Source organism: Leptothrix ochracea (assembly GCF_041083635.1).
Taxonomy (GTDB): Bacteria; Pseudomonadota; Gammaproteobacteria; order Burkholderiales; family Burkholderiaceae_C; genus Sphaerotilus; species Sphaerotilus ochraceus.
On record NZ_JBFPHB010000003.1, the window covers coordinates 31,101 to 57,698 of the forward strand.

Sequence of the window (26,598 nt, forward strand, 5' to 3'; positions counted from 1 at the left end):
CTCGGGCGGAAGGGAAAGAAAGGTCTCATGCGATGGGGTGCCGGCTCAGGTCAGAGCGGGATGTTCCCATGCTTGCGCCACGGGTTCTCCAGCTTCTTGTCCTTGAGCATGGCCAGCGAGCGGCAGATGCGCTTGCGCGTCTCGTGCGGCTGGATCACATCGTCGATGAAGCCGCGTGCGCCCGCCACAAACGGGTTGGCAAAACGCGCCTTGTATTCGGCTTCCTTGGCCGCGAGCTTGGCCGGGTCGCCCTTGTCCTCGCGGAAGATGATTTCCACCGCGCCCTTGGCACCCATCACGGCGATTTCGGCGTTCGGCCAAGCAAAGTTGACGTCGCCGCGCAGGTGCTTGGAAGCCATCACGTCATAGGCGCCGCCATAGGCCTTGCGGGTGATCACCGTCACCTTCGGGACCGTGCATTCAGCGTAAGCGTAGAGCAGCTTGGCGCCGTGCTTGATGATGCCGCCGTACTCTTGGCTGGTGCCCGGCATGAAGCCGGGGACGTCCACAAACGTGATCACGGGGATGTTGAAGGCGTCGCAAAAGCGCACAAAGCGCGCGGCCTTGATCGAGCTCTTGATGTCCAAGCAGCCGGCCAGCACCAGCGGGTTGTTGGCGACGATGCCGACCGTTTGGCCTTCCATGCGCGCCATGCCGATGACGATGTTGGCGGCGTAATCCGGTTGCAGCTCAAAGAACTCGCCGTCGTCCACCGTCTTGAGGATCAGCTCCTTGATGTCGTAGGGCTTGTTGGGGTTCTCTGGCACCAAGGTGTCGAGCGAGTAGTCGATGCGGCTGGCCGGGTCCCCGCTCGGGCGCACCGGGGGCTTTTCGCGGTTGTTCAGCGGCAGGTAGTTGAAAAAGCGCCGCAACATCATCAAGGCTTCGACGTCGTTCTCGAAGGCCAAGTCGGCCACGCCGCTCTTGGCGGTGTGGGTGGAAGCGCCGCCCAGTTCTTCAGCCGTCACGTCTTCGTGCGTCACGGTCTTCACCACTTCGGGGCCGGTGACGAACATGTAGCTCGAATCCTTCACCATGAAGATGAAGTCCGTCATGGACGGTGAATACACCGCCCCGCCCGCGCAAGGGCCCATGATCATCGAGATCTGCGGGATCACGCCCGAGGCCAGCACGTTCTTTTGAAACACGTCGGCGTAGCCGCCCAAGCTGGCCACGCCTTCTTGAATGCGTGCACCGCCCGAGTCGTTCAGGCCGATCACGGGTGCTCCGACCTTCATCGCTTGGTCCATGACCTTGCAGATCTTTTCAGCGTGGGTTTCGCTCAAGGCGCCGCCAAACACGGTGAAGTCTTGGCTGAAGGCAAAGGCCAAGCGGCCGTTGATCATGCCGTAGCCAGTCACCACCCCGTCGCCCGGAATCTTGGTGTCGGCCATGCCGAAATCGACACAGCGGTGTTCGACGAACATGTCCCATTCTTCGAAGGTGTCTTCGTCGAACAGCAGTTCGAGGCGCTCGCGTGCGGTCAGCTTGCCCTTGGCGTGCTGAGCGTCGATGCGCCTTTGGCCGCCACCCAGGCGCGCCGCAGCGCGTTTCTTATCGAGCAGTACGTTGATGTCGTGCATGGTGTCTCCGGGAATGGGGAGTCGTCTGAAAAAGGAAAGAAAGATCAGGCGGCGCTGGACAGGCCCAGCAGGTGCCGGGCAGCCGTCGAAGCGGCCAGATGTCCGCACCGAACCTGTTCGGTGGTGTCGGCCAGCGCAGCACGCACGGCCGGGTGATGCGCAAAGCGCAGGCGTAACTCGGCGTGGATCGTGTCCCACATCCACGCCAAAGACTGCTGCTGACGTCGTGTGGCCAGCCGACCGTTGGCGCCTTGCAGGTGTCGAAAGTGGCTCACTTGGGCCCAAAAGCGATCCACGCCGTCGTTTTTGAGGGCGCTGAGTTGCATCACTTGGGGCTGCCAGCTGGGCTGTTGGGTGGCTGTGCCTGCGTGGGCATGGTCGGGGTTGCCGTGCATCCCGAGCAGACGCAGGGACGAGACGATTTGTGCTTGGGCGCGGGTGGCGGCATGTGGGTCGATATCGGCCTTGTTGATCACCACCAGATCGGCCAGCTCCATCACGCCTTTTTTGAGGGCTTGAAGGTCGTCGCCAGCGTTGGGCAACTGCAAGAGCGTGTACATGTCGGTCATGCTTTGCACGGCCGTTTCGCTCTGGCCCACGCCCACGGTCTCGACGATGACGACGTCATAGCCGGCGGCCTCGCAAACCAGCATGGCTTCGCGGGTCTTTGCAGCCACACCACCCAGTGTGCCGCTCGACGGGCTGGGACGGATGTAGGCGCTCGGGTGCACCGAGAGCTGCTCCATGCGCGTCTTGTCGCCCAGAATCGAGCCCCCTGAGACGCTGCTCGAAGGGTCCACCGCCAGCACCGCCACCTTGTGGCCAAGGCCGATCAGGTGCAAGCCCAGCGCTTCGATGAACGTCGATTTCCCAACCCCCGGCACCCCCGAAATGCCTAAACGAAACGAGCGCCCGGTGTGCGGCAGCAACGCCGTCAGCAACGCATCGGCCCGAGCACGATGATCCGCCCGGGTCGATTCCAACAACGTGATCGCCTTGGCCATGGCACGGCGCTGGGCTGCGGCATCACCCGTCAGCACGGCGTCGCACAGGGCTTGATCCCCAAGCGGGAGCATGGTGGGCCGCACAGCGCCTCTGAACCCGTTTTAGGCCGCAGCGACGCTGGCCCGGATCTGATCCAGCACCGTCTTGGCCGAAGCTGGGATCGGGGTGCCGGGACCGAAGATGCCTTTGACGCCAGCGTCATAGAGGAAGCCGTAGTCTTGCGCCGGGATCACGCCACCGGCGAAGACGATGATGTCGTCGGCACCTTGCTTTTTGAGCTCGGCAATGATGGCGGGCACCAAGGTCTTGTGACCGGCCGCCAAGGTTGAAACACCGACGGCATGCACGTCGTTTTCAATCGCTTGGCGGGCGCATTCTTCGGGGGTTTGGAACAGCGGGCCCATGTCCACGTCAAAGCCCAAGTCGGCGTAGGCGGTGGCGACCACTTTGGCGCCCCGGTCGTGACCGTCTTGGCCGAGCTTGGCGATCATGACGCGCGGCCGGCGGCCTTGTTCGTCGGCGAAGGCGGCAATTTCTTCCTTGAGCTTGTCCCAGCCTTCGGCCGAGTCATACGCAGCGGCGTAGACGCCCGTGACCTTTTGGATGTCAGCGCGATGCCGGCCGAAGATTTTTTCGAGCGCATCCGACACTTCACCGACGGTGGCGCGCAGGCGAATCGCCTTGATCGACAGATCGAGCAAATTGCCTTGGCCGGATGCCGCCGCAGCGGTCAGGGCGTCGAGGGCGGCTTGCACCGCCGCGCTGTCACGGCTGGCGCGGATGTGCTTGAGGCGCTCGATTTGCGATTCACGCACCGCCACGTTGTCCACTTCGAGGATCTCGACCGGGTCTTCTTTGGCCAACTTGTACTTGTTGACGCCGACGATCACGTCACGGCCGGAATCGATACGCGCTTGCTTTTCAGCGGCGCTGGCTTCGATCTTGAGTTTGGCCCAACCGGAATCGACCGCCTTGGTCATGCCGCCCATGGCTTCGACTTCTTCGATGATCGCCCAAGCCTTGTCGGCCATGTCTTGCGTCAGCGATTCCATCATGTAGGAGCCGGCCCACGGATCGACCACGTTGGTGATGTGGGTCTCTTCTTGGATGATGAGCTGGGTGTTGCGGGCGATGCGTGAGCTAAACGCCGTGGGCAGCGCGATGGCTTCGTCGAGCGAGTTGGTGTGCAGGCTCTGCGTGCCGCCAAACACGGCCGCCATCGCTTCAATCGTTGTGCGCACCACGTTGTTGTACGGGTCTTGCTCGGTCAAGCTCCAGCCCGACGTTTGGCAGTGGGTGCGCAGCATCAGGCTCTTGGGGTTCTTGGCGTTGAAGCCCTTCATGATCCGGGTCCACAAGAGGCGCGCGGCGCGCATCTTGGCGATTTCCAGATAGAAGTTCATGCCGATCGCCCAGAAAAAGCTCAGGCGGCCGGCAAAGGCATCGACGTCCATGCCCTTGGCAATCGCGGTCTTGACGTATTCCTTGCCGTCGGCCAGCGTGAAGGCGAGTTCCAGCGCTTGGTTGGCGCCGGCTTCTTGCATGTGATAGCCCGAGATCGAGATCGAGTTGAACTTGGGCATGTTCTGCGCCGTGTACTCGATGATGTCGCCGATGATCTTCATCGACGGCTCGGGACCATAGATGTATGTGTTGCGCACCATGAACTCTTTCAGAATGTCGTTCTGAATGGTCCCGGAGAGCTTGTCTTGGCTCACCCCTTGTTCTTCGGCCGCCACCACGTAGCCTGCCAGCACCGGCAGCACCGCGCCGTTCATGGTCATCGAGACCGAAACCTTGTCGAGCGGGATCTCGTTGAAGAGGATCTTCATGTCCTCGACCGAGTCGATGGCCACGCCCGCTTTGCCCACATCGCCCGTGACACGCGGGTGATCCGAGTCGTAACCCCGGTGCGTGGCCAAGTCGAAGGCCACCGAGACGCCTTGACCGCCGGCAGCCAGCGCCTTGCGATAGAAGGCGTTCGATTCTTCAGCGGTCGAGAAACCAGCGTACTGGCGAATAGTCCAGGGGCGCACGGCGTACATGGTCGCTTGCGGGCCACGCACGAAGGGCTCGAAGCCGGGCAGGGTGTTGGCGAACGGCAGGTCGGCGGTGTCAGCGGCGGTGTAAAGCGGCTTGACGGTGATGCCTTCCGGAGTGATCCAGTTCAGCGCCGAGACGTCCCCGCCGGGTGCGGATTTGGCGGCAGCCTTGTGCCATTGGTCGAGAGAGGACGGGGCGAACTTGGGGGTGTCGTCGGACATGGAACTTTCCTTGGGGTGGCCTTGCTGGGCTTGCCGATGATGATACATGATGCATAATTATGAATTCAATCACCATCTGCCCTCATGTTGGCGACTGCACCTGACAACGCCCTTGCTCCCCGTGCCCTCTATCAAGATGTGGCGGAGCGGCTGCGCAAGCAGATCTTTGATCGCGTGTTGGAGCCCGGTAGCTGGATCGATGAGCAGCGCCTAGCGCTTGAATTTGGCATCAGCCGCACACCCATGCGTGAAGCCCTGAAGGTGCTGGCCGCCGAGGGACTGGTGACCATGAAGGTCCGCCGGGGTGCTTACGTCACCGAGATGTCGGCGACGGATGTCGAGCAGATCTATCACTTGCTGGCTTTGCTGGAAAGCGACGCGGCCGGTGAAGTGGCCCGCAAGGCCAGTGCGGCGCAGCTCTCGGGCTTGCGCTTGTTGCACGATCGGCTGGAGCAGGCGGTGAATCAGCGTGAAACCTACTTTGATCTGAATGAACAGTTCCACATGCAACTGCTGGCGATTGATGCCAATCGTTGGCGCATGCAGATCGTGGCCGATCTGCGCAAAGTCATGAAACTCAATCGCCATCATTCGCTGTTCAAGCAAGGACGTTTGTTTGAATCGTTGGCTGAGCATCGCCATCTGATGCTGGCCCTCGAAGCGCGTGACCCGAGTACCGCGACCCGAATGATGCGGGCCCATTTCGACAACGGTCTGGAAGCCGCTGCCGATTGATGCTGCATGCTACGGCGTGATCGTCTCAGTCTCAGGTCAGCTTTGCGCCGCACAGTGCGTGCCGACCTGATGTCTGAAGTTGACCTTACTTCGATGACCCTCTCTCTCTGTCCAGGAGCCCCCCAGTGAAAATCCACGAGTACCAAGGCAAGGAAATTCTGCGCAAGTTCGACGTTCCGGTGCCGCGCGGCTACCCGGCGTTCAACGTCCAAGAGGCTATTGAGGCCGCTCAAAAACTCGGCGGCCCGGTGTGGGTTGTCAAGGCTCAGATCCATGCAGGCGGTCGCGGCAAGGGCGGCGGCGTCAAGCTGGCGCGCTCGCTGGACGACGTCAAGAGCTTGGCTGACCAGATTCTGGGCATGCAGCTGATCACGCATCAAACCGGCCCCTTGGGCCAAAAGGTGCGTCGCCTCTACATCGAAGAAGGCGCGGACATCAAAAAGGAGTACTACGTCTCCTTGGTGACCGACCGTCAATCGCAGAAGGTCGCGTTCATCGCCTCGTCTGAAGGCGGCATGGACATCGAAGAAGTGGCCCACTCGACCCCCGAGAAGATCATCACCGAAGTGATCGATCCGCTCACCGGTCTGGGTGCCGAGCAAGCCGAGAGAATCGCCCGCGCCATCGGTCTGGGTGATGTCTCGATCGCGCAAGCCGTGACGCTGTTCCAGAACCTGTACCGCTGCTACATGGAAACGGACGCTTCGCTGGTGGAAATCAATCCGCTGAACTGCGATTCCAAGGGCACCCTGATCGCGCTGGACGCCAAGTTCAACTTCGACGCCAACGCCCTGTTCCGTCATCCCGAGATCGTGGCTTACCGCGACCTGGACGAAGAAGATCCGGCAGAAATCGAAGCCTCCAAGTTTGATCTGGCCTACATCAGCCTCGACGGCAACATCGGCTGCTTGGTCAACGGCGCTGGCTTGGCCATGGCCACCATGGACACCATCAAGCTGTTTGGCGGCGAGCCGGCCAACTTCCTCGACGTGGGCGGCGGCGCCACCGCCGAGAAGGTCACCGAAGCCTTCAAGATCATGCTCAAGAACCCGGAAGTGAAGGGCATCTTGGTCAACATCTTCGGCGGCATCATGAAGTGCGACACCATCGCCGAAGGCGTGATCACCGCTTGCAAGGCCGTGAACCTGTCCGTGCCGTTGGTGGTGCGCATGAAGGGCACCAACGAAGATCTGGGCAAGAAGATGCTGGCCGAATCGGGCCTGCCCATCATCGCCGCCAACACCATGGCCGAAGCGGCTACCGCCATCGTTGCCGCCGTCAAGTAAGCCCAGAAGGAACATCGAACATGTCCATCTTCATCAATAAAGACACTAAAGTCATCACCCAGGGCATCACCGGCAAGACCGGCCAATTCCACACCCGGGGTTGTGCTGCGTATGCTAACGGCGCCAATTGTTTCGTCGCGGGCGTGAACCCCAAGAAGGCTGGCGAAAAGTTCGAAGGCATCCCCATCTACGCCTCCGTCAAGGAAGCTGCTCTTGCCCAAGGGGCCACGGTCAGCGTGATCTATGTGCCGCCCGCTGGCGCTGCGGCTGCCATCTGGGAAGCGGTGGAAGCTGATCTGGACTTGGCGATCTGCATCACCGAAGGCATTCCCGTGCGCGACATGCTCGAAGTGCGCAACAAGATGAAGGCCAAGGAAGCTGCGGGTGGCAAGAAGACCTTGCTGCTGGGGCCGAATTGCCCGGGTCTGATCACGCCGGAAGAAATCAAGATCGGCATCATGCCGGGCCACATTCACCGCAAGGGCCGCATCGGCGTGGTGTCCCGTTCGGGCACGCTGACCTATGAAGCCGTGGCACAACTGACCGAAATCGGTCTGGGCCAGTCCAGCGCTGTCGGTATCGGTGGCGATCCGATCAACGGCTTGAAGCACATCGACGTGATGCGTGCCTTCAACGACGATCCCGACACCGACGCCGTCATCATGATCGGCGAAATCGGTGGCCCTGACGAAGCCGAAGCGGCTCGTTGGGTCAAGGACCACATGAAAAAGCCCGTGGTCGGCTTCATCGCGGGCGTCACCGCCCCGGCCGGCAAGCGCATGGGTCACGCCGGCGCCTTGATCTCGGGCGGTGCCGACACGGCAGACGCCAAACTCGCCATCATGGAAGAGTGCGGTTTCACCATCACCCGCAACCCCAGCGAAATGGGCAAGCTGCTCAAGGGCCTGCTGTAATCACAGCCGGCGTGTTGATCGGCTGAGAAGCCACCTTCGGGTGGCTTTTTTTCGCGTCCAATACGCCCATGACGATTTCACATGACATGGACCCGATGAACGAAATGGTGCTCAGGCTCACGGATCTGGAGATCAAGGCGAGCTTTATGGAAGATTTGGTCGATCACTTGAACCAGATCGTGGTGCGCCAACAGCAGCAGATCGACCGGCTGAGCCGCGAGGTCGCCTTGCTGCGCCAGCAGGCTCCTGACAGCGGTGGTGGTGGGTTTCGGAGCTTGCGCGACGAGCTGCCACCGCACTACTGAACGGAGGGGATTCAGGCCCTTGGCCTACAATCCGCCCCGCTCCGGGGTGTGCCAGCAGTGGCGCTGAGATGGCTGTGTGTTGACCCGTGTTGACATGGACAGTGCAGCCAAACCCGTGAACTTGATCCGGTTCATGCCGGCGGAAGAAGAGCGTGGTGCAGGTGGCGCGTGGGGCGCAGCATCTCCGGAGCATTCATCCCAGTCTTGGAGAGGCCCGCACCATGAACGCACCCGATTCCCTTCCCAGCGCCGCCGAGCGTTTGGCCGCCTGCCGCGAAGCCCTGCCAGCGTCGCGCAAGATCCACGTTGAAGGCCCGCTGACGGGTGTGCGTGTGCCGATGCGCGAAGTCAGCCTGACCAACGGCGAAATCGTCACCCTCTACGACACCTCCGGTCCGTACACCGATCCGGCCGTCGCCATCGATGTGACCCAAGGGCTGCCGCCGGTGCGTGAAGCTGCCGTGCTGGCGCGCGGCGATACCGAGGCCTACAGCGGCCGCATCATCACCGAACAAGACGACGGCGGGCGCGACGCGCAGCGTTTGGCCGAGCTGCGGGCGCAAGCCTCGGGCTTGCAACGCACGCCCCGGCGCGCGCTGGCCGGGCACAACGTGTCGCAGATGCATTACGCCCGCAAGGGCATCATCACGCCCGAAATGGAATTTGTGGCGGTGCGTGAAAACGGCAAGCGCGAATGGATGCGCGAGTACCAAGCCGACGCCGCCCGCGAAGCGCGCCTGCGCGGCAACCCGGTCGGGGCCCGCATTCCCGAATTCATCACCCCGGAATTTGTGCGTGACGAAGTGGCCCGAGGCCGCGCCATCATCCCGGCCAACATCAATCACACCGAGCTGGAGCCGGTGGCGATTGGCCGCAACTTCTTGGTCAAGATCAACGCCAACATCGGCAACTCGGCGGTGACGTCGAGCATCGAAGAAGAAGTGGAAAAGCTGGTCTGGTCGATGCGTTGGGGTGGCGACACCGTGATGGATCTGTCCACCGGCAAGCACATCCACACCACCCGGGACTGGATCGTGCGTAACTCGCCCGTGCCCATCGGCACCGTGCCGATTTACCAAGCGCTGGAAAAGGTCGGCGGCGTGGCCGAGGACCTCAACTGGGCGGTGTTCCGCGACACCTTGATCGAGCAAGCCGAGCAGGGCGTGGACTACTTCACCATCCATGCTGGCGTGCGTTTGGCCTACATCCACCTGACGGCCCAGCGTCGCACCGGCATCGTTTCGCGCGGTGGCTCGATCATGGCCAAGTGGTGCATCTCGCATCACAAGGAAAACTTCCTGTATACGCATTTCGAAGACATCTGCGACATCATGAAGGCCTACGACGTGAGCTTCTCGCTGGGCGACGGCCTGCGTCCGGGCTCGCTGTCGGATGCCAACGATGAAGCGCAGTTTGCGGAGTTGCGCACCTTGGGCGAGCTGACCAAGCTGGCTTGGAAACACGATGTGCAGACCATGATCGAAGGCCCGGGTCACGTGCCGATGCACCTGATCCAAGCCAACATGGACGAGCAGCTCAAGCATTGCGACGAAGCGCCGTTCTACACCTTGGGTCCCTTGACGGTCGATATTTCCCCGGGCTACGACCACATCGCCTCGGCCATCGGCGCGGCCATGATCGGCTGGATGGGCACCTCGATGCTGTGCTACGTCACGCCCAAGGAACACTTGGGTCTGCCGGACCGCGACGACGTCAAGCAAGGCTTGATCGCCTACAAGATCGCTGCGCACGCCGCCGACATCGCCAAGGGCCACCCGGGCGCGCGTTCGCGCGACGACGCCTTGAGCAAGGCGCGTTTTGAGTTCCGTTGGCAAGATCAGTTCAGCCTGAGCTTGGACCCGGACACCGCCAAGAGCTTCCACGACGAGACCTTGCCCAAGGACTCGGCCAAGACGGCGCATTTCTGCTCGATGTGCGGCCCCAAGTTCTGCTCGATGAAGATCACCCAAGACGTGCGTGATTTCGCCGCCCAGCAAGCCGAACAAACGGCCGGCATGCAAGCTAAGAGCGAAGAGTTCCGTGCGGTGGGTGGTCAGATCTATGTGCCCATCACGCCGGTGGCGATGGATGCGGGTAGCGCTGCATGAAGATCGGCATCGCCGGTGCGGGCGTGCTGGGACGCCTCTTGGCTTGGCAACTCGGCTCGGCCGGGCACACGGTCACGGTGTTCGACCCGGCCCTCGGGCCGGGGTGGTCGGCGGACACCACGCTGGCGCGGGCCGCAGGCTTCACGGCGGCGGGCATGCTCAGCCCGCTGGCCGAGCTGGAGTGCGCCAACGTGGCGGTCGCGGGCTTGGGCTGGCGCACGTTGGCCCTTTGGCCGGCGCGTTTGGCCGAGCTGGCGGCGCTGGGTCGCCGCACCGGCGATACCGAACTGAGCACGATTGAAGCGGCTTTTAGCCAGCTCGGCAGCTTGTTGGTGGCGCACGGTGGCGACCGGGGCAGTGCTCAGCGCTTGCTGGCGCTGATCGCCGCCAAGGTGCCCGACCGCGTGCCGCGCGCGCTCGACGCGGCGGCTTTGGCGCAGACCGAGCCCGCGTTGGCGCGCAGTTTGCTGGCGTGGCAACTCGACGGCGAAGGCCACATCCACACCGTGGCGGTGCTGGCGGCTTTGGCGCGCGGTGCGGCGCAGTTGGGGGTGAACTTCGTCTGGGGCCGCAGCGTCCAAGACGTGCAACCCGGTCGCATCGACGCTGAGGCTTTTGATTGGGTGTTTGACGTGCGCGGCACGGGTGCGCGGCCCGATCTGCCGGTGCGCGGCGTGCGCGGTGAGGTCTTTTGGCTGCATGCGCCCGGTGTGCTGCTGCAAAGGCCCCTTCGGCTGCTGCATCCGCGCCACCGGGTCTACATGGTGCCGCGTCCGGGCGAGCGCATCGTCATCGGTGCCAGCGAGATCGAGAGCGAAGACCGCTCGGTGGTCAGCTTGCGCACCACGGTTGAGCTGCTCGCGGCGGCGCACAGCGTGATCCCTGAGCTTTCCGAGGCGCGGGTGATCTGGTCGGAAGCCAATCTGCGCCCGGCCTTGCCCGACAACTTGCCGTTGCGTGAAACGCGCGACGGCTTGGTCCGTATCAACGGTTTGTTCCGCCACGGCTGGCTGATTGGCCCAGCGTTGGTGGAGCAGGCTTTGGCTGCGCTCAGCTTATGAACGATGCAACTTCGACCTTGTTGGTGACCCTGAACGGCCACGCTCACCGCTTGCCGGTGGGGGGCACGCTGGCTGAGCTGCTGGCTCAAGCGGGCTTGGACCCGCAGGCGGTGGCCACGGCGGTCAACGGCACCTTTGTGCCGCGTCATGCCCGGGCTGAGCGGCAGCTTGCGCCCGGCGACAGCGTCACGGGCTTTCAGCCCATCGTCGGCGGCTGAGGCGCGTTTTTCGATTTCGAACAAGGGTTTTGGTCATGACATCCCCGACAACGTTTTGGTCCGTGGGCGGTGCCACGCTGGGTAGCCGCTTTTTCCTCGGTACGGCGGGCTATCCCAGTCCGCAGGTGCTGCAACAAGCCATCCAGGCTTCCGGGGCCGAAGTGGTGACGATGGGTTTGCGTCGCCAACTGGCGGGCGGGGCGGTCGATAACGGTTTTATCGAGGTGATCCGCGCCAGCGGCGCGCGCTTGTTGCCCAACACCGCCGGTTGCCGCAGCGCCAGAGAGGCCGTGACCTTGGCACAGATGGCCCGCGAGCTGCTCGGCACGACCTGGATCAAGCTCGAAGTGGTGGGCGACGAGCACACCTTGCAGCCCGATCCGTTTGAGCTGGTGGTGGCGGCTGAAGCGTTGGTACGCGACGGTTTTGACGTTTTTCCGTACTGCACCGATGACCTTGTCACCTGCCGGCGCTTGCTGGACGTGGGCTGCCAAATCCTGATGCCGTGGGGTGCGCCGATTGGCTCAGGCCAAGGGCTGATCAACCCGTTTGCGCTGCGCACCTTGCGCGCGCGCCTGCCCGGCGTGCCGCTGGTGGTGGACGCGGGCATCGGTCAGCCTTCGCACGCCGCGCAGGCGCTGGAGATGGGTTACGACGCCGTGCTGCTCAATTCAGCGGTGGCGCAGGCGCACGATCCCATCGCCATGGCACGGGCCTTCAAGCTGGCCATCGAAGCCGGTCGGCTCGGTTTTGAAGCCGGGATGATCGCCCCGCAGGACATGGCCGTGGCCAGCACCCCGGTCGATGCCCGACCGTTCATCTTGTGAGTCCTTGGATGAGCACGGTGCGGCCGGTGGTTTGGAGTGTTGCGGGCAACGACAGCGGTGCGGGTGCCGGGCTGCAAGCCGATCTGCGCGCGTTTGACGCTTGCGGGGTGCATGGCTGCACGGTGGTGGCCACGCTGACGGCGCAGAACTCGCGCGCGGTGCAGCGCGTCGAGGCGGTCAGTGCTTCGATGCTGGACGCGCAGCTGGCGGCGCTGGCCGAGGATCTGCGCCCACGGGTGATCAAGACTGGCTTGCTCGGCTCGGCCGAGGCGGTCCAAGTCTTGGCCGGCTGGGTGCGCCGCTTGCGCGCGCAAGTGCCCGATCAACCCGTGGCGTTGGTGCTCGACCCGGTCTGGCGTGCCAGCACCGGCGCTTCGATGGCAGGAGAGAGCCTGCGCCAAGCCTTGCTCAGCGAGCTGCTGCCTTTGGCCACGGTGATCACGCCCAATCGCGCCGAAGCGGCGTGGTTGCTGGGGCGGTCATCGCCTTTGCCCGAGATGGCGCAGTGTTTGGCCCAGGATTTGGCGCAGGATTTGGCCGCGTTGGGCCCGAGCAGCGTGGTGATCACCGGCGGGGACGGCACGGGTTTGGGGGCGGATGCAGAGTGGGCGTGCGATTGGCTGCACAGCGCCGAAGCCAGCGGGTGGCTCTTTGCGCCACGGCTGCTTGCGCCGCACAACCACGGCACCGGCTGCGTCTTTGCCTCGACCTTGGCTTCAGCGCTGGCGCACGGTTTTGCGGTCGCTGACGCGACGGTCTTGGCCAAGATGATGGTGACCGACGCCTTGAGGCATGGCTACGCCGCAGGCAGCGGGGCTGGACCGGTGTCACCGCACATCGGCTTTGCGGCGCGCCCCGAGAACTTGCCGGGCTTTCGACCCGATGAGCTGCGTCATGCACTCCCGATGCTGGCTCCGCCCGAGGCCTTTGCGCCGGAGCGCGGCTTGGATCTGTACGCCGTGGTCGATAGCGCTGCGTGGGTCGAGCGCCTTGCCCGGGCGGGTGTGCGCACCGTGCAGTTGCGCCTCAAGCCCGACGTCGCCTTGGCGCGCGGTGTGGATTTGCGGGTGGAGATCGCGCGCTGTGTGGCCTTGCAAAAGCGCTTTGATTTGAAGTTCTACGTCAACGATCACTGGGCGCTGGCCATCGAGGCCGGGGCCTACGGTGTCCACGTGGGCCAAGAAGATCTGGATCAGGTCGATGTGGCGGCGATTCGCCATGCCGGTCTGCGTCTGGGGCTTTCAACCCACAGCCTGTGGGAGTTGGCCCGGGCTTGGGCGCTGCGACCGAGCTACATCGCTTGCGGCCCAGTGCACGCCACCACCACCAAAGACATGCCTTGGCAGCCTCAAGGTGTCCATAACCTCGGCTGGTGGCGGCAGATGCTGCCGACGCTGCCGGTGGTGGGCATTGGCGGCTTCACGCCTGAGCGCCTTGAAGCGGCTGCCCGCACCGGGGTGGATGGTTTGGCGGTCTTGAGCGGCATCACCGCTGCATCCGACCCCGAAGCGGCGGTGCAGGCGTATCAGGACGCCCTGCGCCGAGGGCGATCTGAGGCCGCTTTGGTGGCACCGCGCTGGCCGCGTCCCAGTTTGCGTGGACGTTGGGGTGGTGAGAACACGACAGCTTGATGCTGCATTGCAGCAAATCGAGGGACAATGTCAAGCATCGTCATCAGAAGGGCTTGGTATGCGTCGTGTTGTCTTCAATCAAAAAGGTGGGGTGGGCAAATCCACCATCACATGCAATCTGGCCGCCCTCAGCGCCCACCAAGGTCTGCGCACGCTGGTGATCGATCTCGATCCGCAGGGCAATTCGAGCCACTATTTGTTGGGGGCAGTCGCCCAAGACGCGGCGACCCAAGCCACAGGGAGCGAGATGAGCGGGGTGGCAGGTCTGTTTGAGCAGTCGCTGCGTTTCAGCATTCGCCCCAAAGCGACGTCAGAGTTCATCACCACCAGTCCGTTTGAGAACTTGGATGTCATGGCTTCGCATCCGGTGCTCGAAGAGATGCAAGCCAAGTTGGAATCACGCTACAAAATCTTCAAGCTGCGCGAAGCCTTGGATGAACTGAGTGAGGACTACGACGCGGTCTGGATCGATACACCGCCTGCGCTGAATTTTTATACGCGATCTGCGCTGATCGCCGCTCAAAGTTGCCTGATTCCCTTTGATTGCGACAGCTTCTCACGCCGGGCGCTCTATACCTTGCTCGACAACGTGCAAGAAATGCAGGCCGATCACAACCCGCAGTTGCGCGTGGGCGGCATCATCGTCAACCAATTCCAGCCGCGTGCGACCTTGCCGCAGCAAATGGTGCAGGCACTGATCGACGAAGGCCACCCGGTGTTACAGCCCTCGCTGCCGGCCTCGGTCAAAATCCGCGAGTCCCACGAACGCGCCTTGCCCATGATTCACCTTGATGCCCGCCACAAACTGACGCAGGCCTTCGTGGCCTTGCACGCTGCCATCCACGCTCGCCCATGATTCGACACATTGTTTTCTGGCGCCTCAAGCCCGAGTTGGCGGCTGAGCGCCTTCACGTCTCACAAGGCATCAAGCAAGCCCTTGAAGGCCTGGCGGGGCGCATTCCGGGCCTGCGTTGCATCGAAGTCGGCATCGACATCAGCCGCGAAGCCGATTCGGCCGATCTGGTGCTGTACTCTGAATTCGACGATGAAGCGGCCTTGACGGCTTATCACCATCACCCCGAGCATCTGCGGGTGGCTCCGCTCATCAAAGCGGCTCGCAGTGAGCGTTGGGTGGTGGACTGTGTTGCGGCGGACTGACGGGCATCGCAAGCTCTCGTAGACTGTGCGTTCCCGTGATCTGCGCAATCGTGCGCAGGTTGGAGGCGGGATAGCCGTTAAAGGAGTGCGTCTGATGAAACTGCCCTTGTCCTTGCATAAGCAGGCCCTGTCGGTCCTGATCGCATCGTCAACGTTGTGCCTGGCCGCTGTGCCCGCACACGCAGCCCCTAAACCGTGCGAAGACCTCAAGAAAGAGTTGGCTGCCAAGCTGGAGGCCCAAGGCGTCAAGGGCTACAGCCTTGAGGCGGTCGCCGTCGATGACACCACCCAGAACAAGCCGGAGAACAAGGTGGTGGGGACCTGTGACAGTGGCAGCAAGAAGCTGATCTACAAGAAAAACTGAACAAAGAACGCAGCATTGCGTGCAACGCGAGGCCCGGTCTCGCGTTGTCTTCATGAGCTTATCTATCCATGTTCAGTCGTTTACGCGAAGACATCGCCTGCATTCTTGAGCGTGATCCCGCCGCGCGCTCGCGTTTCGAGGTTTTGACCTGTTATCCAGGCTTGCATGCCTTGTGGATTCAGCGTTGGGCCCATGCTTGCTGGGTGCGAGGCTTCAAGTGGTTGGGCCGCTTTATCTCGCACGGGGGGCGTTTTCTCACCGGCATCGAAATTCACCCTGGGGCCACTTTCGGCCGGCGTGTGTTTATCGACCACGGTATGGGGGTGGTGATCGGTGAGATGGCCGAGATCGGTGACGACTGCACCATCTACCAAGGCGTGACCTTGGGCGGCACCTCGCTGATCAAGGGCGCCAAACGTCATCCGACGCTCGAAAACGGGGTGATCGTCGGCGCCCACGCCTGTGTGCTGGGGGGCTTTACGGTGGGCGCGGGTGCACGGATCGGCTCGGGGGCCGTCGTGACCAAACCTGTTCCGGCTGGAGCCACGGCGGTGGGTAATCCGGCCCGGATCATCGCGGCGCAAGACGATGCCAAGCGTGAGGCCGCAGCGGCCAAGATGGGCTTTTCGGCCTACGGGGTTTCTCAAGGAGAAGACCCGGTGGCGCAGGCCCTGCGCGGCCTGATCGATAACGCCGCCGGCCACGAGCATCAGATCGCGCTGCTGTGGCAAGCCTTGGAACAGATCAAGGGGCAGCCCCCCAAACATCTGCCCGGTGATGCGCACACCGTTGAGCAGTTTGACGCCGAGAAGCTTAACCAGCTGGTGAAGTAGTCCCCGCAGCGCGGTCACCGTCACCGCTGGGTCGTTGGGCGGACTTCGGGCGAAAGGCCTTGCAGACGTCTGCATCGGTTTCGAGGTACGGACCGCCGATCAGATCCAGGCAGTAAGGCACCGCCGTGAAAATGCCGGGTGCGGGCGGCACGGCCTGTGGCAACCCGGCCAGCGTTTCGGCGATGGCCTTGGGTTGGCCGGGGAGGTTGATGAGCAAGGCCTTGCCCCGAATCACCGCAACTTGGCGCGACAGGATCGCTGTGGGCACAAAGCGCAGGCTGATGGCGCGCATTTGCTCGCCAAAACCCGGCATCACCTTGTCGGCCACGGCCAAGGTGGCCTCAGGCGTGACATCGCGCGGGGCAGGGCCGGTACCGCCGGTGGTCAGGACCAAATCGCAGCGTTCGCTATCGACCAAATCTCTCAGGGTTTGGCTGATGCGGGCCTGTTCGTCAGGGATCAACCGTGCCACCCAGATGATCGGATTGCGCACGGCCTTGGTCAGCCAGTCTTGCAACGCCGGCAGCCCTTGGTCCTCGTAGACGCCTTGGCTGGCGCGGTCGCTGATGGAGACCAAGCCGATCCGCACAGGATCCAGACGGATTTTCGAGGGAGCAAGGCGGTCATTCATGGTTCAGCTCGTCCTCATCAACCGTGGCCGTGGTGGGGTTCAGGGCTGCGCGGACGATCTGAAAGATCTCGCGGTAAGCCCGACCCTTGCGATCCGGGGTTTGCTGCGCCTCTTTGCGCGCGTTGCGAATCAAGGTGCGCAGCACCTGAGCGTCCGTCTGCGGATGCGCCGCCAGCCAGTCAGTGAGTGCATCCGCTTCGTTGATGAGTCGATCTCGCCAAGCTTCGGCCTCATGCAGGGTCAGCGTTTCGCGGGCACCGGGCAAGCGTTGCTGAGCCACGGCTTCACGCAAGGGCTCTGGATCGACTTGCCGCATGAGCTTGCCGATCAGTTGCAGGTGGCGCCGCCGACCTTCGTGACTGCGGACGGTGCGCATATCGCGCAGCGCCCGGAACAAAGGGTCGGGCAGGTCCAGAGCCTCCAGTCGGGGGATGCTGAGTTCCATCAAGGCCTTGCCCAGATCTTGCAGATCTTGCATGGTTTTCTTGAGTTGGGTCTTGCTGGGGCGGTCGTCTGAAGTGTCCAGAGCGAGGTCATCAGCGGCCATATCAGGGCGTGTGTCGGTATGAAGAGCGTGAGGGCGCATGGGGAACTGAAGATTTCGGCAGCTATGATAGTCCGCTCTTCCTCCCCTATCTGAGTGCTCCTCACCCATGACCCGAACTGACGTCCCTTCTCACCAAGACCCGCATCAAGGTTTTGCCTACACCCGGGCGCAATTTCAGCAGCTGGTCGAAGACGCCTTGGGGGTCGCCCGTGATCTGGGGGCCAGCGATGCGGCCGTGGAAGTGTCCGAAGGCGCGGGCTTGAGTGTGTCGGTCCGCATGGACCAACTTGAGAACGTCGAGCGCAATCGCGATAAGTCGGTCGGCGTTTCGGTGTACGTCGGGCAGCGGCGGGGTAACGCCAGCACGTCTGACTTTTCAGCCGCCGCTTTGCGCCAGACCGTGCAAGCCGCCTATGACATTGCGCGCTACACCGCCGAAGACGATGCTGCGGGCTTGGCGAATGCCGAAGATCTGGCCTTGGGCGCTGCCGCTGAGCGTGATCTGGACCTTTTCCACCCTTGGTCGATCGACGCCGAAGGCGCTGCTGCCTTGGCGCTGCGCTGCGAACAAGCGGCCATGGCGACCGATCGACGCATCACCAACTCCGAAGGGGCGGCGGTGTCGGCCCAGCAATCGCATTTCTGGAGTGGCACCAGCCGGGGTTTTCGGGGCGGATACGCCAGCTCCAGGCACTCGATTTCGGTCTCGGCCATTGCGGGTAAAGGCAACGGCATGCAGCGCGATGGCTGGTACAGCTCGATGCGCGCGGCTCAGGATTTGGCCGATCCAGAACGGGTCGGGCGCTATGCGGCTGAGCGGGCGCTCTCGCACCTGAAGGCGCGCAAGATCAAGACGTGCGAGGTGCCGGTGTTGTTCGAGTCACCGCTGGCTGCCGGGTTGTTGGGCGCTTATGTGCAAGCCACCAGCGGCGGCGCGCTGTATCGGCGCACCACCTTCTTGAATCAGAGCTTGGGCCAGCAGGTGTTGGCTGCGCATCTCGACATCGATGAAGACCCCTTCATCCTCAAAGCCAAGGGCAGCGCACCGTTTGACGATGAAGGCGTGATCACTTGCCCACGGCGCGTCTTGGACGCGGGTGTGGTGCAAGGCTACTTTTTATCGAGCTATTCGGCGCGCAAGCTGGGCATGCGCACCACCGGCCACGCGGGCGGCTCACAAAACCTATGCATGACCAGTCGTCTGACGCAAGCAGGGGATGATCTGGACGCCATGCTGCGCAAGCTCGATCGCGGCCTTTTTGTGGTCGAACTGCTCGGCCAAGGGGTCAACTACGTCACGGGCGATTACTCGCGCGGCGCGTCGGGCTTTTGGGTTGAAAACGGTCGCATCGCCTACCCGGTGCATGAAATCACCATCGCTGGCAACTTGCGCGAGATGTTCCAAGGCATCGTGGCGCTGGGCAGCGACGCCTACACCATGGGTAGCAAGACCGTGGGTTCGATCTTGATCGATCGCATGAAGGTGGCCGGTCACTGATCCCTATCACGGGTAAACCCCGGTCGGTCAGATCACCGGGGGGTTCCTAGAATGCACCGCCTACGAACAGGAGTTTTCATGCAACGTCGTTCATTCGTCCGTCATGCCGGCCTAGCTGGTGTTTTGGCTGCTGGTGCAGCCCCTGCGGTGGTTAGCGCCCAAGCGGCCTTGCGTTGGCGCTTGGCGTCGAGCTTCCCGAAGTCCCTTGACACCATCTATGGCGGCGCGGAAGTGTTTGCCAAGAAGGTCAGCGAGATGTCGGGCGGCAAGTTCCAGATTTCGGTGCACGCTGCTGGCGAGCTGATGCCCGCGTTTGGGGTGGTGGATGGGGTGCAAAACGGTACCGTCGAGGCCGCGCACACCGTGCCGTACTACTTCTTTGGCAAGGACGAGACCTTTGCGATCGGAGGGGCCATTCCCTTCGGCCTGAACAGCCGCCAGATGACGGCTTGGATGATGGAAGGCAATGGGCTGAAGCTGATGCGCGAGTTCTACGCCGGCTACAACATCATGAGCTTCCCTTGCGGCAACACCGGCGCGCAGATGGCCGGCTGGTATCGCAAGCCGATCCAGTCGTTGGCCGATGTGAAGGGTTTGAAGATGCGCATCGGCGGCTTCTCGGGCAAGGTGTTGGAGCGCATCGGTGGCGTGCCGCAGAACATCCCCGGCGGCGAGATCTATCAAGCTCTTGAAAAAGGCACGATTGATGCGGCGGAGTGGATTGGGCCTTACGACGATCAAAAGCTCGGCTTCAACAAGGTCGCGCCGCACTACGCGTACCCCGCTTGGTGGGAAGGTGGGCCGCAGATCGACTTGTTCATCAATCAAAAGGCCTACGCCGGACTTTCAGCCGAGTACAAAGCCATTGTGGAAGCGGCCTCAGCCTTTGCCCATGTGGACATGCAGGCCAAGTACGACGCCAAGAATCCGCCCGCGCTCAAGCAGTTGGTGGCGGGGGGCACCAAGCTGTTCCGCTTGCCCAAGGACGTGATGGAGGCCGCCTTCAAGGAGTCACAAGCGCTCTACAGCGAGTTGTCGGCCAAGAACCCGCGTTGGAAAAAAGTCTACGAGGACTACGCCAAGTTCCGTGCCGAGCAGAACCTGTGGTTCCGCTTTGCTGAAGCTGGTTTTGACGACTTCATGCAAGCCCAAAAACTCTGACGCTGAGCGAGGAAACCGATCATGGAACGTCGCTCATTTGTTCGTCACGCCGGACTTGCGGGGGTGTTGGCTGCGGGCATAGCCCCTGCGGTGGTCAACGCCCAAGCGGTGCTGCGTTGGCGCTTGGCCTCCAGCTTTCCCAAATCGCTCGACACGATCTTTGGGGCGGCTGAGGTTTTCAGCAAAAAAGTGGGCGAGCTTTCGGGCGGTAAGTTCCAGATCTCGGTGCATGCCGGGGGCGAGTTGATGCCTGCCTTCGGCGTGGTCGATGGGGTGCAGAACGGCACGGTGGAGATGGCTCACACCGCGCCGTACTACTTCTTCGGCAAGGATGAAACCTTCGCCATCGGCTGCGCGATTCCCTTTGGCCTGAACAGCCGGCAGATGACGGCTTGGATGGTGGAGGGCAACGGCCTGAAGCTGATGCGTGAGTTCTATCGGAACTACAACATCATCAGCTTTCCCGGTGGCAACACGGGGGCGCAAATGGGCGGCTGGTATCGCAAGCCGATCACCGGGCTGGCCGATGTCAAGGGCTTGAAATTCCGGGTCGGTGGCTTTGCTGGCAAGGTGATTGAGCGCATGGGCGGCGTGCCGCAGAACATTCCTGGTGGCGAGATTTATCAAGCGCTCGAAAAAGGCACCATCGACGCTGCCGAGTGGGTCGGCCCCTACGACGATCAGAAACTCGGTTTCCACAAGGTGGCGCCGAATTACGCCTATCCGGGATGGTGGGAAGGCGGGCCGCAGCTCGATTTCTTCCTCAACCAAAAAGCCTATGACGGGCTGTCCGTCGAATACAAGGCCATCGTTGAATGCGCCGCCGCACTGGCGCACGTCGATATGCAAGCCAAGTACGATGCGCGCAATCCTGCGGCGCTCAAGCAGCTGGTCGCGGGGGGGACGAAATTGTTCCGTTTTCCGAAAGACGTGATGGAGACGGCTTTCAAAGAATCCATGGCGCTTTACAGCGAACTGTCGGCCAAGAACCCGCGCTGGAAGAAGGTTTACGAGGATTACACCAAGTTCCGCGCTGACCAAAACCTGTGGTTCCGCTTCGCTGAAGCCGGATTCGACGACTTTATGCAGGCACAAAAACTCTGAGCTCGGCCGAAAAACCGCCCGATGCTGCTGCGTCGGCGGCAAGCCTTGATGACCGCTCCTTGGCCCTCGGGCTGGGGCTGGCGGTTTTGGGGGCCGCCGCCTTCTCCGGCAAAGCCATCATCGTCAAGCTGGCGTATCGCTACGGGGTGGATGCCGTCACGCTCCTGATGTATCGCATGCTCTTTGGCCTGCCGTTCTTTCTGGGGCTGGCTTGGTGGTCGGGGCGGGGCAAGCCCGGTTTGACACGCCACGATGTGTGGGTGGTGGCGGGTTTGGGGTTCACGGGTTACTACTTGGCGAGTTTTCTCGACTTTGCCGGGCTGGCCTATATCAACGCTAGCTTCGAGCGCTTGATCCTTTATCTCAATCCAACCTTGGTGCTTTTCATCGGGGTGTTCTTCCTCGGGCACAAAGTGAAGCCGCGTCAGTGGCTGGCTTTTGCGGTCAGTTATGCCGGGGTGTTGGTGGTTTTTGGCCATGAACTCTGGCGTCATGGCTTTCAGCCTGCGCAAAGCGGAGCGGGCGGCAACTCAGGACTTCACGATGTGGCCTTGGGTGCGGGCTTGGTGTTTGCCAGTGCCATCAGCTACGCCATCTATCTGGCCGGCAGCGGCCATGTGGTGCAGCGCCTTGGGGCCTTGCGGTTGACCGGGTTGGCAACCAGCGTGGCCTGCATGCTGTGCGTGCTTCAATTTTTGTGGCTGCGACCGCTGTCCGCAGCCTTGGTGCCCAGTGCCGTGATCGGCCTGTCCCTGCTCAACGCGCTGCTTTGCACCTTGTTGCCCGTGGTGATGGTCATGATGGCCATTGAGCGCATTGGCGCCTCCATGACCGCTCAAACCGGCATGGTCGGGCCGCTGGCGACCTTGTTGATGGGCGTGTTCATCTTGGATGAACCCTTCACGCTTTGGATCGCTGCGGGCACGCTGTTGGTGTTGCTTGGCGTGGGTCTTTTGGCCCGCAGTCGTTGAAGACCGTTGATCAGAAAGAGGATGTCATGCGTGAGATGGAGAAAGTCGCTGGCCCGACCCGGGCGTTTTGGCAAAGTCGCTTTGACAGCGGTGATCTGCCTTGGGACCGGGGCCAAGTCAGCCCCCAAGTGCAGCGCTGGCTGGATGAGGGTGTGCTTCGACCGGCTCAGCGTGTGGCGGTGCCCGGCTGTGGCAGCGGTCATGAGGTGCTGGCGCTGGCCCAAGCGGGCTGTGATGTGGTCGGGATTGATTACGCCCAAGGTGCTGTGGACCTGAGCCGTGCGCGGCTGCTGGGCGCTGGCTCCAGTGCCGCCCAAGCCGCAGCGGCTGAGTTGTTCTGCGCCGATGTCTTGCAATGGCAGCCGCCGGCGCCTCTGGACGCGGTCTATGACCAAACTTGCTGGTGCGCGTTGCATCCAGACCGCTGGTCGGATTGGGCCGCGCAACTGCACCGCTGGATTCGCCCGGGCGGCAGCCTGTGCCTGATGGCCATGCAAGCGTTGCGCGACAACGCTGCCGAGGGCTTCATCGAAGGTCCGCCCTATCACTTGGATGTCCACATGCTGCGCGCCTTGTTGCCCGCCAGCCATTGGCACTGGCCTGCGCCGCCCTACACGCGTGTCGATCACAAGGGCGGCCGCTTCGAGCTGGCGCTGCACCTGCAACGCCGCTGAACGGAGAACGCCGGCTTACTGGGTCTGCGTCACCGAGGTGATCGTCACGTCGGTGACGGGAACGTTGGCGTAGCCGTTGGCCGTCGTTTGGGTTGCCACGGCCGCGATGGCATCCAGCGTTGCAAAGCTCGCGGTGTCACCCGCCAAGATGGTGCCGAAGACGGCGTAGCCGTTGGGCGTGGTCACGGCCGAGGTGTAGTCCAAGCTGGTGTTGTTGATGTGATTGATGAAGAACTGCGAGGTCGCTGAGTTGGCCACGTTGGTGCGCGCCATCGCAATCGTGCCGCGCAGGTTCTTCAAACCGTTGTTGGATTCGAGCGTGATCGGGTTGAACAGGGGTGCTTTTTGCACGGGGCCAGTGACCCCGGTGGTGAACCCACCGCCTTGGATCATGAAGTTCGAGATCACACGGTGAAAGATGGTGTTGGCGTAGAAATTGGGGCTCGCAGCGGTGCCGTAGACGTAGCCAAAGAAGTTCTGCACCGTGATCGGCGCGGCTGTCGGGTTCAACTGAAGGTCGATGTTGCCCTTGCTGGTGGCGATGCGGACTTTGGGCTCGGGGATGGTGAAGGCTTGGGTGGTGAGGACCGTTCCGGTGGCATCCTTCACGTTCAAGGTGATAGACCCGCTGCCCAGCACGGCGCATTGGAATGACACGTTGGTGTCTGTGGGCGTCGTGCCGGTTTGCACGCTGGGCGAGGTGCATTTGCCGGTGCTATCCGAAATCGTTAACCCCAAACCCAATAAACCTTGACCAGTCACCATGAACATACCGTAGTGGTAGTAATTCAACGCACTGGTTGCTTGTATGCCGGTGATGGTCGCTGCGTTGAGCCCAATCGTGGTGTTCGGGGTTTGTGGGTCATTCGACGGGATACTCAGTGTGGCGGTGAGGGGGCTGGTTGCTGTCCGGTTATAACGAACGGTCAGGGTGCAGACGCCTGTAGGCGCGATAGGCGTGGTGCATGTGTTGCCAGTGATCGCAAAACTTGGGTCACTGCTACTTACCAGCCCCACGTTCAGGGCTAGTTGGCCTGTATTGCTGATTTGGATCGTTTTATCGGCACTGCTGGTGCTGATGGGGATATAGCCAAAGCTAAGTGCTGTTGTGTTGGCATTGAGTACGGGTGCCGGGTTGATGGCCGTGCCGCTCAGCGAGACCAGAGCTGTAGCTCCCGTTGCATCTGATGGCAAGCTCAGCGTTGCAGTATTTGTGCCTACCCCTGTTGGTACGTAATGCATGGCAACCGTACATGTTCCGGCGGGGGGTATGGCGGATGCGCAGGTGTTGGCTCCGATAACGAACGCTGGATTCGTGGCGGTGAATGCGCTGATGTGCAGGTCCGCATTGCCGGTGTTAGTGACCTGAATGATTTGGTCGGCACTGCTGCTGCCCAGCATGGTGGGACCAAAACTGAGTGCCGTTTTATCAAGACTCAGTAGTGGCGCTGTGGTGGCTTGTGGTGTGCCACCCCCCCCACTCCCGCCGCAACCTGTCAACGCAGTCAAAAAGGTGACGGACAGCAGGGGCAGTGTGAAGCGGGTCAAACGCATGGGGCGGGCTCCGAAAAAGATTCGGCGCGATGGTAGCGGAGCGTTTGGGGGCTGTGGTGAACGAATCGTTAGCGGTGGGTTGATCCCGAGGCCGGTTGCGCGGCAGACACCACGATACCGGCCACGATCAAGAAGAAGGCCACGCCGTGATACCACTGCGGTGCCTCACCCAACAGCGTGGTCGAGAGCAGGGCGGCGAACAAGGGCGTGAGGTTGCTGAAGAACCCGGCCACCGTGGGTCCGGCCAAGGCCACGCCCCGACCCCAGAACCAGTAGGCAATGATCGATGGGCCGATGACGATGTAGGCGAGGGCGATCAGCACTTGGCTGCTCCAGGCGATGTCACGCGGGCTGATGAGCTGCTCCAACCCCGCGGCGCTACCCGCCCAGACGAGACCAAAAAGGGTTTGCACCAAAAGCCACTCGGACCAGCTCCACGGGCGGCTTGCATGATCAGGTGCGGTGATTTGGGGCCGCGCCGCGCCTTGCATCGAAGCGGGTGGCCGCACCAGCATCCAGCTGTAGATCGACCAGCTGGCCGCCGCCAGCAGCATCCAGAGATCACCCTGCTGGATGTGAACTTGTCGCAGCACGTCCAGATCGCCCCGACCCAGCACCACCGCCACGCCGGCCAGCGAGAGCAGGGCACCGAGCATTTGCAGTCGGCGCGGACGCACGCCATAGCCCAGCGCCCCCACCACCAGCATCCAGATCGGCATGCTGGCAGCGATCAAGGTGACGTTGATCGGGGTGGAGGTGGTCAGGGCCAGATATTGCAAGGCGTTGTAGGCCCCGACACCGAACAGACCCAAAGGGGCCAAGTAGCGCCAACGGCGCAGCAACGCAAGCCACTGCGACCGCTGCTGGATGGCACGTCGGCCCAGCACGGCCAGAATCAGCAGCACGAACAGCCAGCGCAGGGCGTTGAGCATCAACGGCGGCACGCTGCCCACCGCCATGCGTCCCACCACGGCGTTGCCGGCCCACAGCAGGGGCGGCAGGCTCAAAAAGGCGATGACGCGCGGGGTGAGCGGGTGGCTCATGGCTGCTCGGTGCTTCTTTCGATCAACTCGATCTTGTAGCCGTCTGGGTCGGTGATGAAGGCGATCATGGTGTTGCCCCCTTTGACCGGGCCGGGTTCCCGGCTGATGGTGCCACCGAGTTCAGCCGCCCGGGTTCGCACCGCTGCGCAGGTGGCGGCGACGTCGGCCACCCCAATGGCGATGTGGCCGTAAGCCGTGCCCAGCTCGTAGCCATCCACCCCGTGGTTGTAGGTCAGCTCCAGCTCGGCGTGTTCGGGGTTGCTACCGTAACCCAGAAAAGCCAAGTCGTAGCCTTGCTCGGGCCGGTGCGTGGTGCGCAGCAGCGTCATGCCCAGCACTTGGGTATAGAAGTCGATAGCGCGCGGCAGGTTGCCGACGCGCAGCATGGTGTGCAGCAGTCTCATGGTGGTTGGGCTCAGAGGTGGATCAAGCGTACTTGGTGCGGCGGTCTTTGAGCAGGATGGGTGTGATCTCGACCGTGCGTGGTCCGTCCGTGATCCAGACGGTGCCATCTTGAATGGTGACCTGCCACTGCATGCTGCGCTCGACCAACTTGGCCAACTCGGCGCTCGATTCCGCCGGGATCTGCCAGACCGCCACTTTGTCCATGCGATCGAGTTTGTTCACGATCCCGGCCCACCAGATCGGGGTGCTGGCGGCGTAGCTGTAGACGCTGACTTGCTCAGAGCGCGAGCTGGCTTTTTGGAGACGGCGCTCATCGGGCTGGCCCAGCTCGATCCAATGCAAGATCTCGCCGGTCAGATCCCGTTGAAAAACATCAGGGGCGTCCGGGTCCGAGAGTCCCACGCCAAAGTCGAGCGTGCCGTGATGATCGTCGGCGGGCACGTGCAAGGCGAAAGCCAGCACCCGCAGCAGCATGCGCTCGTCGGTTTCGGACGGGTGACGCGCTAAGGTGAGGGCATGCGCGGCGTAAATGCCCCGGTCCATGTCGGCAATTTGCACGTGGGCTTTATGGATAGTGGCTTTGAGCGCCATGGTGCGGACCGCTGGAGGCGGCCTTGGAGGACTGGGGGCGCCGATTTTAAGGCGCGATTTGTCAACCAGTTACCGCTTCGGTCATTCCGATACAGCGCGGCTGTTCAGTCGTAAGGGGGTTCTGACC

Annotated in this window: 27 protein-coding genes and 1 riboswitch; of the genes, 18 read left to right on the forward strand and 9 right to left on the reverse strand. The window is 62.4% G+C overall.

The window, feature by feature from the left end; genetic code table 11:
• Positions 1–50 precede the first annotated feature (50 nt).
• The 3 genes from AB3X39_RS00925 to scpA are packed head-to-tail and all read right to left on the reverse strand — an operon-like array spanning position 51 to position 4,852.
• On the reverse strand, positions 51–1,583 hold the full coding sequence (locus AB3X39_RS00925) for an acyl-CoA carboxylase subunit beta (protein ID WP_369415477.1): 1,533 nt from the start codon (positions 1,581–1,583) through the stop codon (positions 51–53).
• Positions 1,584–1,627: 44 nt separating this feature from the next.
• A complete protein-coding gene (meaB, locus tag AB3X39_RS00930) occupies positions 1,628–2,659 on the reverse strand; it encodes a methylmalonyl Co-A mutase-associated GTPase MeaB (protein WP_369415478.1) in 1,032 nt (343 codons plus the stop codon).
• A gap of 30 nt (positions 2,660–2,689) precedes the next feature.
• Complete coding sequence (gene scpA, locus AB3X39_RS00935; protein ID WP_369415479.1) at positions 2,690–4,852, reverse strand: methylmalonyl-CoA mutase; 2,163 nt, start codon at positions 4,850–4,852, stop codon at positions 2,690–2,692.
• Positions 4,853–4,936: 84 nt separating this feature from the next.
• Here scpA and AB3X39_RS00940 point away from each other — a divergent pair, with 84 nt between their 5' ends.
• The 13 genes from AB3X39_RS00940 to cysE all read left to right on the forward strand — a co-directional run bounded on the left by AB3X39_RS00940 (position 4,937) and on the right by cysE (position 16,292).
• Complete coding sequence (locus AB3X39_RS00940) at positions 4,937–5,587, forward strand: GntR family transcriptional regulator (RefSeq protein ID WP_369415480.1); 651 nt, start codon at positions 4,937–4,939, stop codon at positions 5,585–5,587.
• A gap of 125 nt (positions 5,588–5,712) precedes the next feature.
• Positions 5,713–6,873 (forward strand): ADP-forming succinate--CoA ligase subunit beta, encoded by a 1,161-nt coding sequence (gene sucC, locus AB3X39_RS00945; RefSeq protein WP_369415481.1) that lies wholly within the window; start codon positions 5,713–5,715, stop codon positions 6,871–6,873.
• Positions 6,874–6,893: 20 nt separating this feature from the next.
• Complete coding sequence (sucD, locus tag AB3X39_RS00950) at positions 6,894–7,787, forward strand: succinate--CoA ligase subunit alpha (RefSeq protein WP_369415482.1); 894 nt, start codon at positions 6,894–6,896, stop codon at positions 7,785–7,787.
• A gap of 68 nt (positions 7,788–7,855) precedes the next feature.
• A complete protein-coding gene (locus AB3X39_RS00955; RefSeq protein WP_407069689.1) occupies positions 7,856–8,092 on the forward strand; it encodes a SlyX family protein in 237 nt (78 codons plus the stop codon).
• A 32-nt stretch (positions 8,093–8,124) separates the two neighbouring features.
• Positions 8,125–8,257: riboswitch (TPP riboswitch) on the forward strand.
• A gap of 56 nt (positions 8,258–8,313) precedes the next feature.
• The gene (gene thiC, locus AB3X39_RS00960; RefSeq protein ID WP_369415483.1) at positions 8,314–10,200 is read left to right on the forward strand and encodes a phosphomethylpyrimidine synthase ThiC; all 1,887 of its coding nucleotides are present in this window, start codon (positions 8,314–8,316) and stop codon (positions 10,198–10,200) included.
• Complete coding sequence (locus tag AB3X39_RS00965) at positions 10,197–11,261, forward strand: FAD-dependent oxidoreductase (protein ID WP_369415484.1); 1,065 nt, start codon at positions 10,197–10,199, stop codon at positions 11,259–11,261. Before thiC ends, AB3X39_RS00965 begins: the two co-directional genes overlap by 4 nt.
• Complete coding sequence (gene thiS, locus AB3X39_RS00970; RefSeq protein ID WP_369415485.1) at positions 11,258–11,479, forward strand: sulfur carrier protein ThiS; 222 nt, start codon at positions 11,258–11,260, stop codon at positions 11,477–11,479. Before AB3X39_RS00965 ends, thiS begins: the two co-directional genes overlap by 4 nt.
• Before the next feature lie 35 nt (positions 11,480–11,514).
• Complete coding sequence (locus tag AB3X39_RS00975; RefSeq protein WP_369415486.1) at positions 11,515–12,306, forward strand: thiazole synthase; 792 nt, start codon at positions 11,515–11,517, stop codon at positions 12,304–12,306.
• 8 nt (positions 12,307–12,314) lie between these two features.
• Complete coding sequence (gene thiD, locus AB3X39_RS00980; protein WP_369415487.1) at positions 12,315–13,937, forward strand: bifunctional hydroxymethylpyrimidine kinase/phosphomethylpyrimidine kinase; 1,623 nt, start codon at positions 12,315–12,317, stop codon at positions 13,935–13,937.
• A 58-nt stretch (positions 13,938–13,995) separates the two neighbouring features.
• Positions 13,996–14,793, forward strand: a complete 798-nt coding sequence (locus AB3X39_RS00985; RefSeq protein WP_369415488.1) for a ParA family protein — start codon at positions 13,996–13,998, stop codon at positions 14,791–14,793.
• Positions 14,790–15,095 (forward strand): Dabb family protein, encoded by a 306-nt coding sequence (locus AB3X39_RS00990; protein ID WP_369415489.1) that lies wholly within the window; start codon positions 14,790–14,792, stop codon positions 15,093–15,095. The genes AB3X39_RS00985 and AB3X39_RS00990 overlap by 4 nt, the downstream gene beginning before the upstream one ends.
• 94 nt (positions 15,096–15,189) lie before the next feature.
• A complete protein-coding gene (locus AB3X39_RS00995; RefSeq protein ID WP_369415490.1) occupies positions 15,190–15,459 on the forward strand; it encodes a DUF1161 domain-containing protein in 270 nt (89 codons plus the stop codon).
• A gap of 68 nt (positions 15,460–15,527) precedes the next feature.
• Positions 15,528–16,292, forward strand: coding sequence for a serine O-acetyltransferase (cysE, locus tag AB3X39_RS01000; RefSeq protein WP_369415491.1), 765 nt, complete (start codon positions 15,528–15,530; stop codon positions 16,290–16,292).
• On the opposite strand, the gene mog is transcribed toward cysE, so the two are convergent.
• Both mog and yjgA read right to left on the reverse strand, forming a co-directional pair.
• The gene (mog, locus tag AB3X39_RS01005) at positions 16,273–16,923 is read right to left on the reverse strand and encodes a molybdopterin adenylyltransferase (protein WP_369415492.1); all 651 of its coding nucleotides are present in this window, start codon (positions 16,921–16,923) and stop codon (positions 16,273–16,275) included. The genes cysE and mog overlap by 20 nt on opposite strands.
• Positions 16,916–17,470 (reverse strand): ribosome biogenesis factor YjgA, encoded by a 555-nt coding sequence (gene yjgA, locus AB3X39_RS01010; RefSeq protein ID WP_369415493.1) that lies wholly within the window; start codon positions 17,468–17,470, stop codon positions 16,916–16,918. The genes mog and yjgA overlap by 8 nt, the downstream gene beginning before the upstream one ends.
• A 106-nt stretch (positions 17,471–17,576) precedes the next feature.
• Here yjgA and pmbA point away from each other — a divergent pair, with 106 nt between their 5' ends.
• The 5 genes from pmbA to AB3X39_RS01035 all read left to right on the forward strand — a co-directional run bounded on the left by pmbA (position 17,577) and on the right by AB3X39_RS01035 (position 22,878).
• Positions 17,577–18,968 carry a metalloprotease PmbA gene (pmbA, locus tag AB3X39_RS01015; RefSeq protein WP_369415494.1) on the forward strand — a complete coding sequence of 464 codons (1,392 nt, stop codon included), beginning with the start codon at positions 17,577–17,579 and terminating at the stop codon, positions 18,966–18,968.
• A gap of 78 nt (positions 18,969–19,046) precedes the next feature.
• Positions 19,047–20,129, forward strand: coding sequence for a TRAP transporter substrate-binding protein (locus AB3X39_RS01020; RefSeq protein ID WP_369415495.1), 1,083 nt, complete (start codon positions 19,047–19,049; stop codon positions 20,127–20,129).
• 21 nt (positions 20,130–20,150) lie between these two features.
• Positions 20,151–21,233 (forward strand): TRAP transporter substrate-binding protein, encoded by a 1,083-nt coding sequence (locus AB3X39_RS01025; protein ID WP_369415496.1) that lies wholly within the window; start codon positions 20,151–20,153, stop codon positions 21,231–21,233.
• Between the two features lie 59 nt (positions 21,234–21,292).
• Positions 21,293–22,204: a DMT family transporter gene (locus AB3X39_RS01030; RefSeq protein WP_369415497.1), complete on the forward strand. Its 912-nt coding sequence runs from the start codon at positions 21,293–21,295 to the stop codon at positions 22,202–22,204.
• Between the two features lie 26 nt (positions 22,205–22,230).
• On the forward strand, positions 22,231–22,878 hold the full coding sequence (locus AB3X39_RS01035) for a methyltransferase domain-containing protein (protein ID WP_369415498.1): 648 nt from the start codon (positions 22,231–22,233) through the stop codon (positions 22,876–22,878).
• Positions 22,879–22,893: 15 nt separating this feature from the next.
• Here the strand turns inward: AB3X39_RS01035 and AB3X39_RS01040 are convergent, their stop codons facing one another.
• The 4 genes from AB3X39_RS01040 to AB3X39_RS01055 all read right to left on the reverse strand — a co-directional run bounded on the left by AB3X39_RS01040 (position 22,894) and on the right by AB3X39_RS01055 (position 26,471).
• Positions 22,894–24,432, reverse strand: coding sequence for a peptidylprolyl isomerase (locus AB3X39_RS01040; RefSeq protein ID WP_369415499.1), 1,539 nt, complete (start codon positions 24,430–24,432; stop codon positions 22,894–22,896).
• A gap of 68 nt (positions 24,433–24,500) precedes the next feature.
• Positions 24,501–25,475 carry a DMT family transporter gene (locus tag AB3X39_RS01045; RefSeq protein WP_369415500.1) on the reverse strand — a complete coding sequence of 325 codons (975 nt, stop codon included), beginning with the start codon at positions 25,473–25,475 and terminating at the stop codon, positions 24,501–24,503.
• Complete coding sequence (gloA, locus tag AB3X39_RS01050) at positions 25,472–25,879, reverse strand: lactoylglutathione lyase (protein WP_369415501.1); 408 nt, start codon at positions 25,877–25,879, stop codon at positions 25,472–25,474. Before gloA ends, AB3X39_RS01045 begins: the two co-directional genes overlap by 4 nt.
• 22 nt (positions 25,880–25,901) lie before the next feature.
• Positions 25,902–26,471, reverse strand: coding sequence for a YaeQ family protein (locus tag AB3X39_RS01055; protein ID WP_369415502.1), 570 nt, complete (start codon positions 26,469–26,471; stop codon positions 25,902–25,904).
• Positions 26,472–26,598: the final 127 nt, after the last annotated feature.

What these genes read in the sequence shown, in the direction of transcription:
- AB3X39_RS00925 (WP_369415477.1), bottom strand. Translation starts at nt 1,583, where the DNA reads ATGCACGACATCAACGTACTGCTCGATAAGAAACGCGCTGCGGCGCGC.
- meaB (WP_369415478.1), bottom strand. Translation starts at nt 2,659, where the DNA reads ATGCTCCCGCTTGGGGATCAAGCCCTGTGCGACGCCGTGCTGACGGGT.
- scpA (WP_369415479.1), bottom strand. Translation starts at nt 4,852, where the DNA reads ATGTCCGACGACACCCCCAAGTTCGCCCCGTCCTCTCTCGACCAATGG.
- AB3X39_RS00940 (WP_369415480.1), top strand. Translation starts at nt 4,937, where the DNA reads ATGTTGGCGACTGCACCTGACAACGCCCTTGCTCCCCGTGCCCTCTAT.
- sucD (WP_369415482.1), top strand. Translation starts at nt 6,894, where the DNA reads ATGTCCATCTTCATCAATAAAGACACTAAAGTCATCACCCAGGGCATC.
- AB3X39_RS00955 (WP_407069689.1), top strand. Translation starts at nt 7,856, where the DNA reads ATGACGATTTCACATGACATGGACCCGATGAACGAAATGGTGCTCAGG.
- thiC (WP_369415483.1), top strand. Translation starts at nt 8,314, where the DNA reads ATGAACGCACCCGATTCCCTTCCCAGCGCCGCCGAGCGTTTGGCCGCC.
- AB3X39_RS00965 (WP_369415484.1), top strand. Translation starts at nt 10,197, where the DNA reads ATGAAGATCGGCATCGCCGGTGCGGGCGTGCTGGGACGCCTCTTGGCT.
- thiS (WP_369415485.1), top strand. Translation starts at nt 11,258, where the DNA reads ATGAACGATGCAACTTCGACCTTGTTGGTGACCCTGAACGGCCACGCT.
- AB3X39_RS00975 (WP_369415486.1), top strand. Translation starts at nt 11,515, where the DNA reads ATGACATCCCCGACAACGTTTTGGTCCGTGGGCGGTGCCACGCTGGGT.
- thiD (WP_369415487.1), top strand. Translation starts at nt 12,315, where the DNA reads ATGAGCACGGTGCGGCCGGTGGTTTGGAGTGTTGCGGGCAACGACAGC.
- AB3X39_RS00985 (WP_369415488.1), top strand. Translation starts at nt 13,996, where the DNA reads ATGCGTCGTGTTGTCTTCAATCAAAAAGGTGGGGTGGGCAAATCCACC.
- AB3X39_RS00990 (WP_369415489.1), top strand. Translation starts at nt 14,790, where the DNA reads ATGATTCGACACATTGTTTTCTGGCGCCTCAAGCCCGAGTTGGCGGCT.
- AB3X39_RS00995 (WP_369415490.1), top strand. Translation starts at nt 15,190, where the DNA reads ATGAAACTGCCCTTGTCCTTGCATAAGCAGGCCCTGTCGGTCCTGATC.
- cysE (WP_369415491.1), top strand. Translation starts at nt 15,528, where the DNA reads ATGTTCAGTCGTTTACGCGAAGACATCGCCTGCATTCTTGAGCGTGAT.
- mog (WP_369415492.1), bottom strand. Translation starts at nt 16,923, where the DNA reads ATGAATGACCGCCTTGCTCCCTCGAAAATCCGTCTGGATCCTGTGCGG.
- yjgA (WP_369415493.1), bottom strand. Translation starts at nt 17,470, where the DNA reads ATGGCCGCTGATGACCTCGCTCTGGACACTTCAGACGACCGCCCCAGC.
- pmbA (WP_369415494.1), top strand. Translation starts at nt 17,577, where the DNA reads ATGACCCGAACTGACGTCCCTTCTCACCAAGACCCGCATCAAGGTTTT.
- AB3X39_RS01020 (WP_369415495.1), top strand. Translation starts at nt 19,047, where the DNA reads ATGCAACGTCGTTCATTCGTCCGTCATGCCGGCCTAGCTGGTGTTTTG.
- AB3X39_RS01025 (WP_369415496.1), top strand. Translation starts at nt 20,151, where the DNA reads ATGGAACGTCGCTCATTTGTTCGTCACGCCGGACTTGCGGGGGTGTTG.
- AB3X39_RS01035 (WP_369415498.1), top strand. Translation starts at nt 22,231, where the DNA reads ATGCGTGAGATGGAGAAAGTCGCTGGCCCGACCCGGGCGTTTTGGCAA.
- AB3X39_RS01040 (WP_369415499.1), bottom strand. Translation starts at nt 24,432, where the DNA reads ATGCGTTTGACCCGCTTCACACTGCCCCTGCTGTCCGTCACCTTTTTG.
- AB3X39_RS01045 (WP_369415500.1), bottom strand. Translation starts at nt 25,475, where the DNA reads ATGAGCCACCCGCTCACCCCGCGCGTCATCGCCTTTTTGAGCCTGCCG.
- gloA (WP_369415501.1), bottom strand. Translation starts at nt 25,879, where the DNA reads ATGAGACTGCTGCACACCATGCTGCGCGTCGGCAACCTGCCGCGCGCT.
- AB3X39_RS01055 (WP_369415502.1), bottom strand. Translation starts at nt 26,471, where the DNA reads ATGGCGCTCAAAGCCACTATCCATAAAGCCCACGTGCAAATTGCCGAC.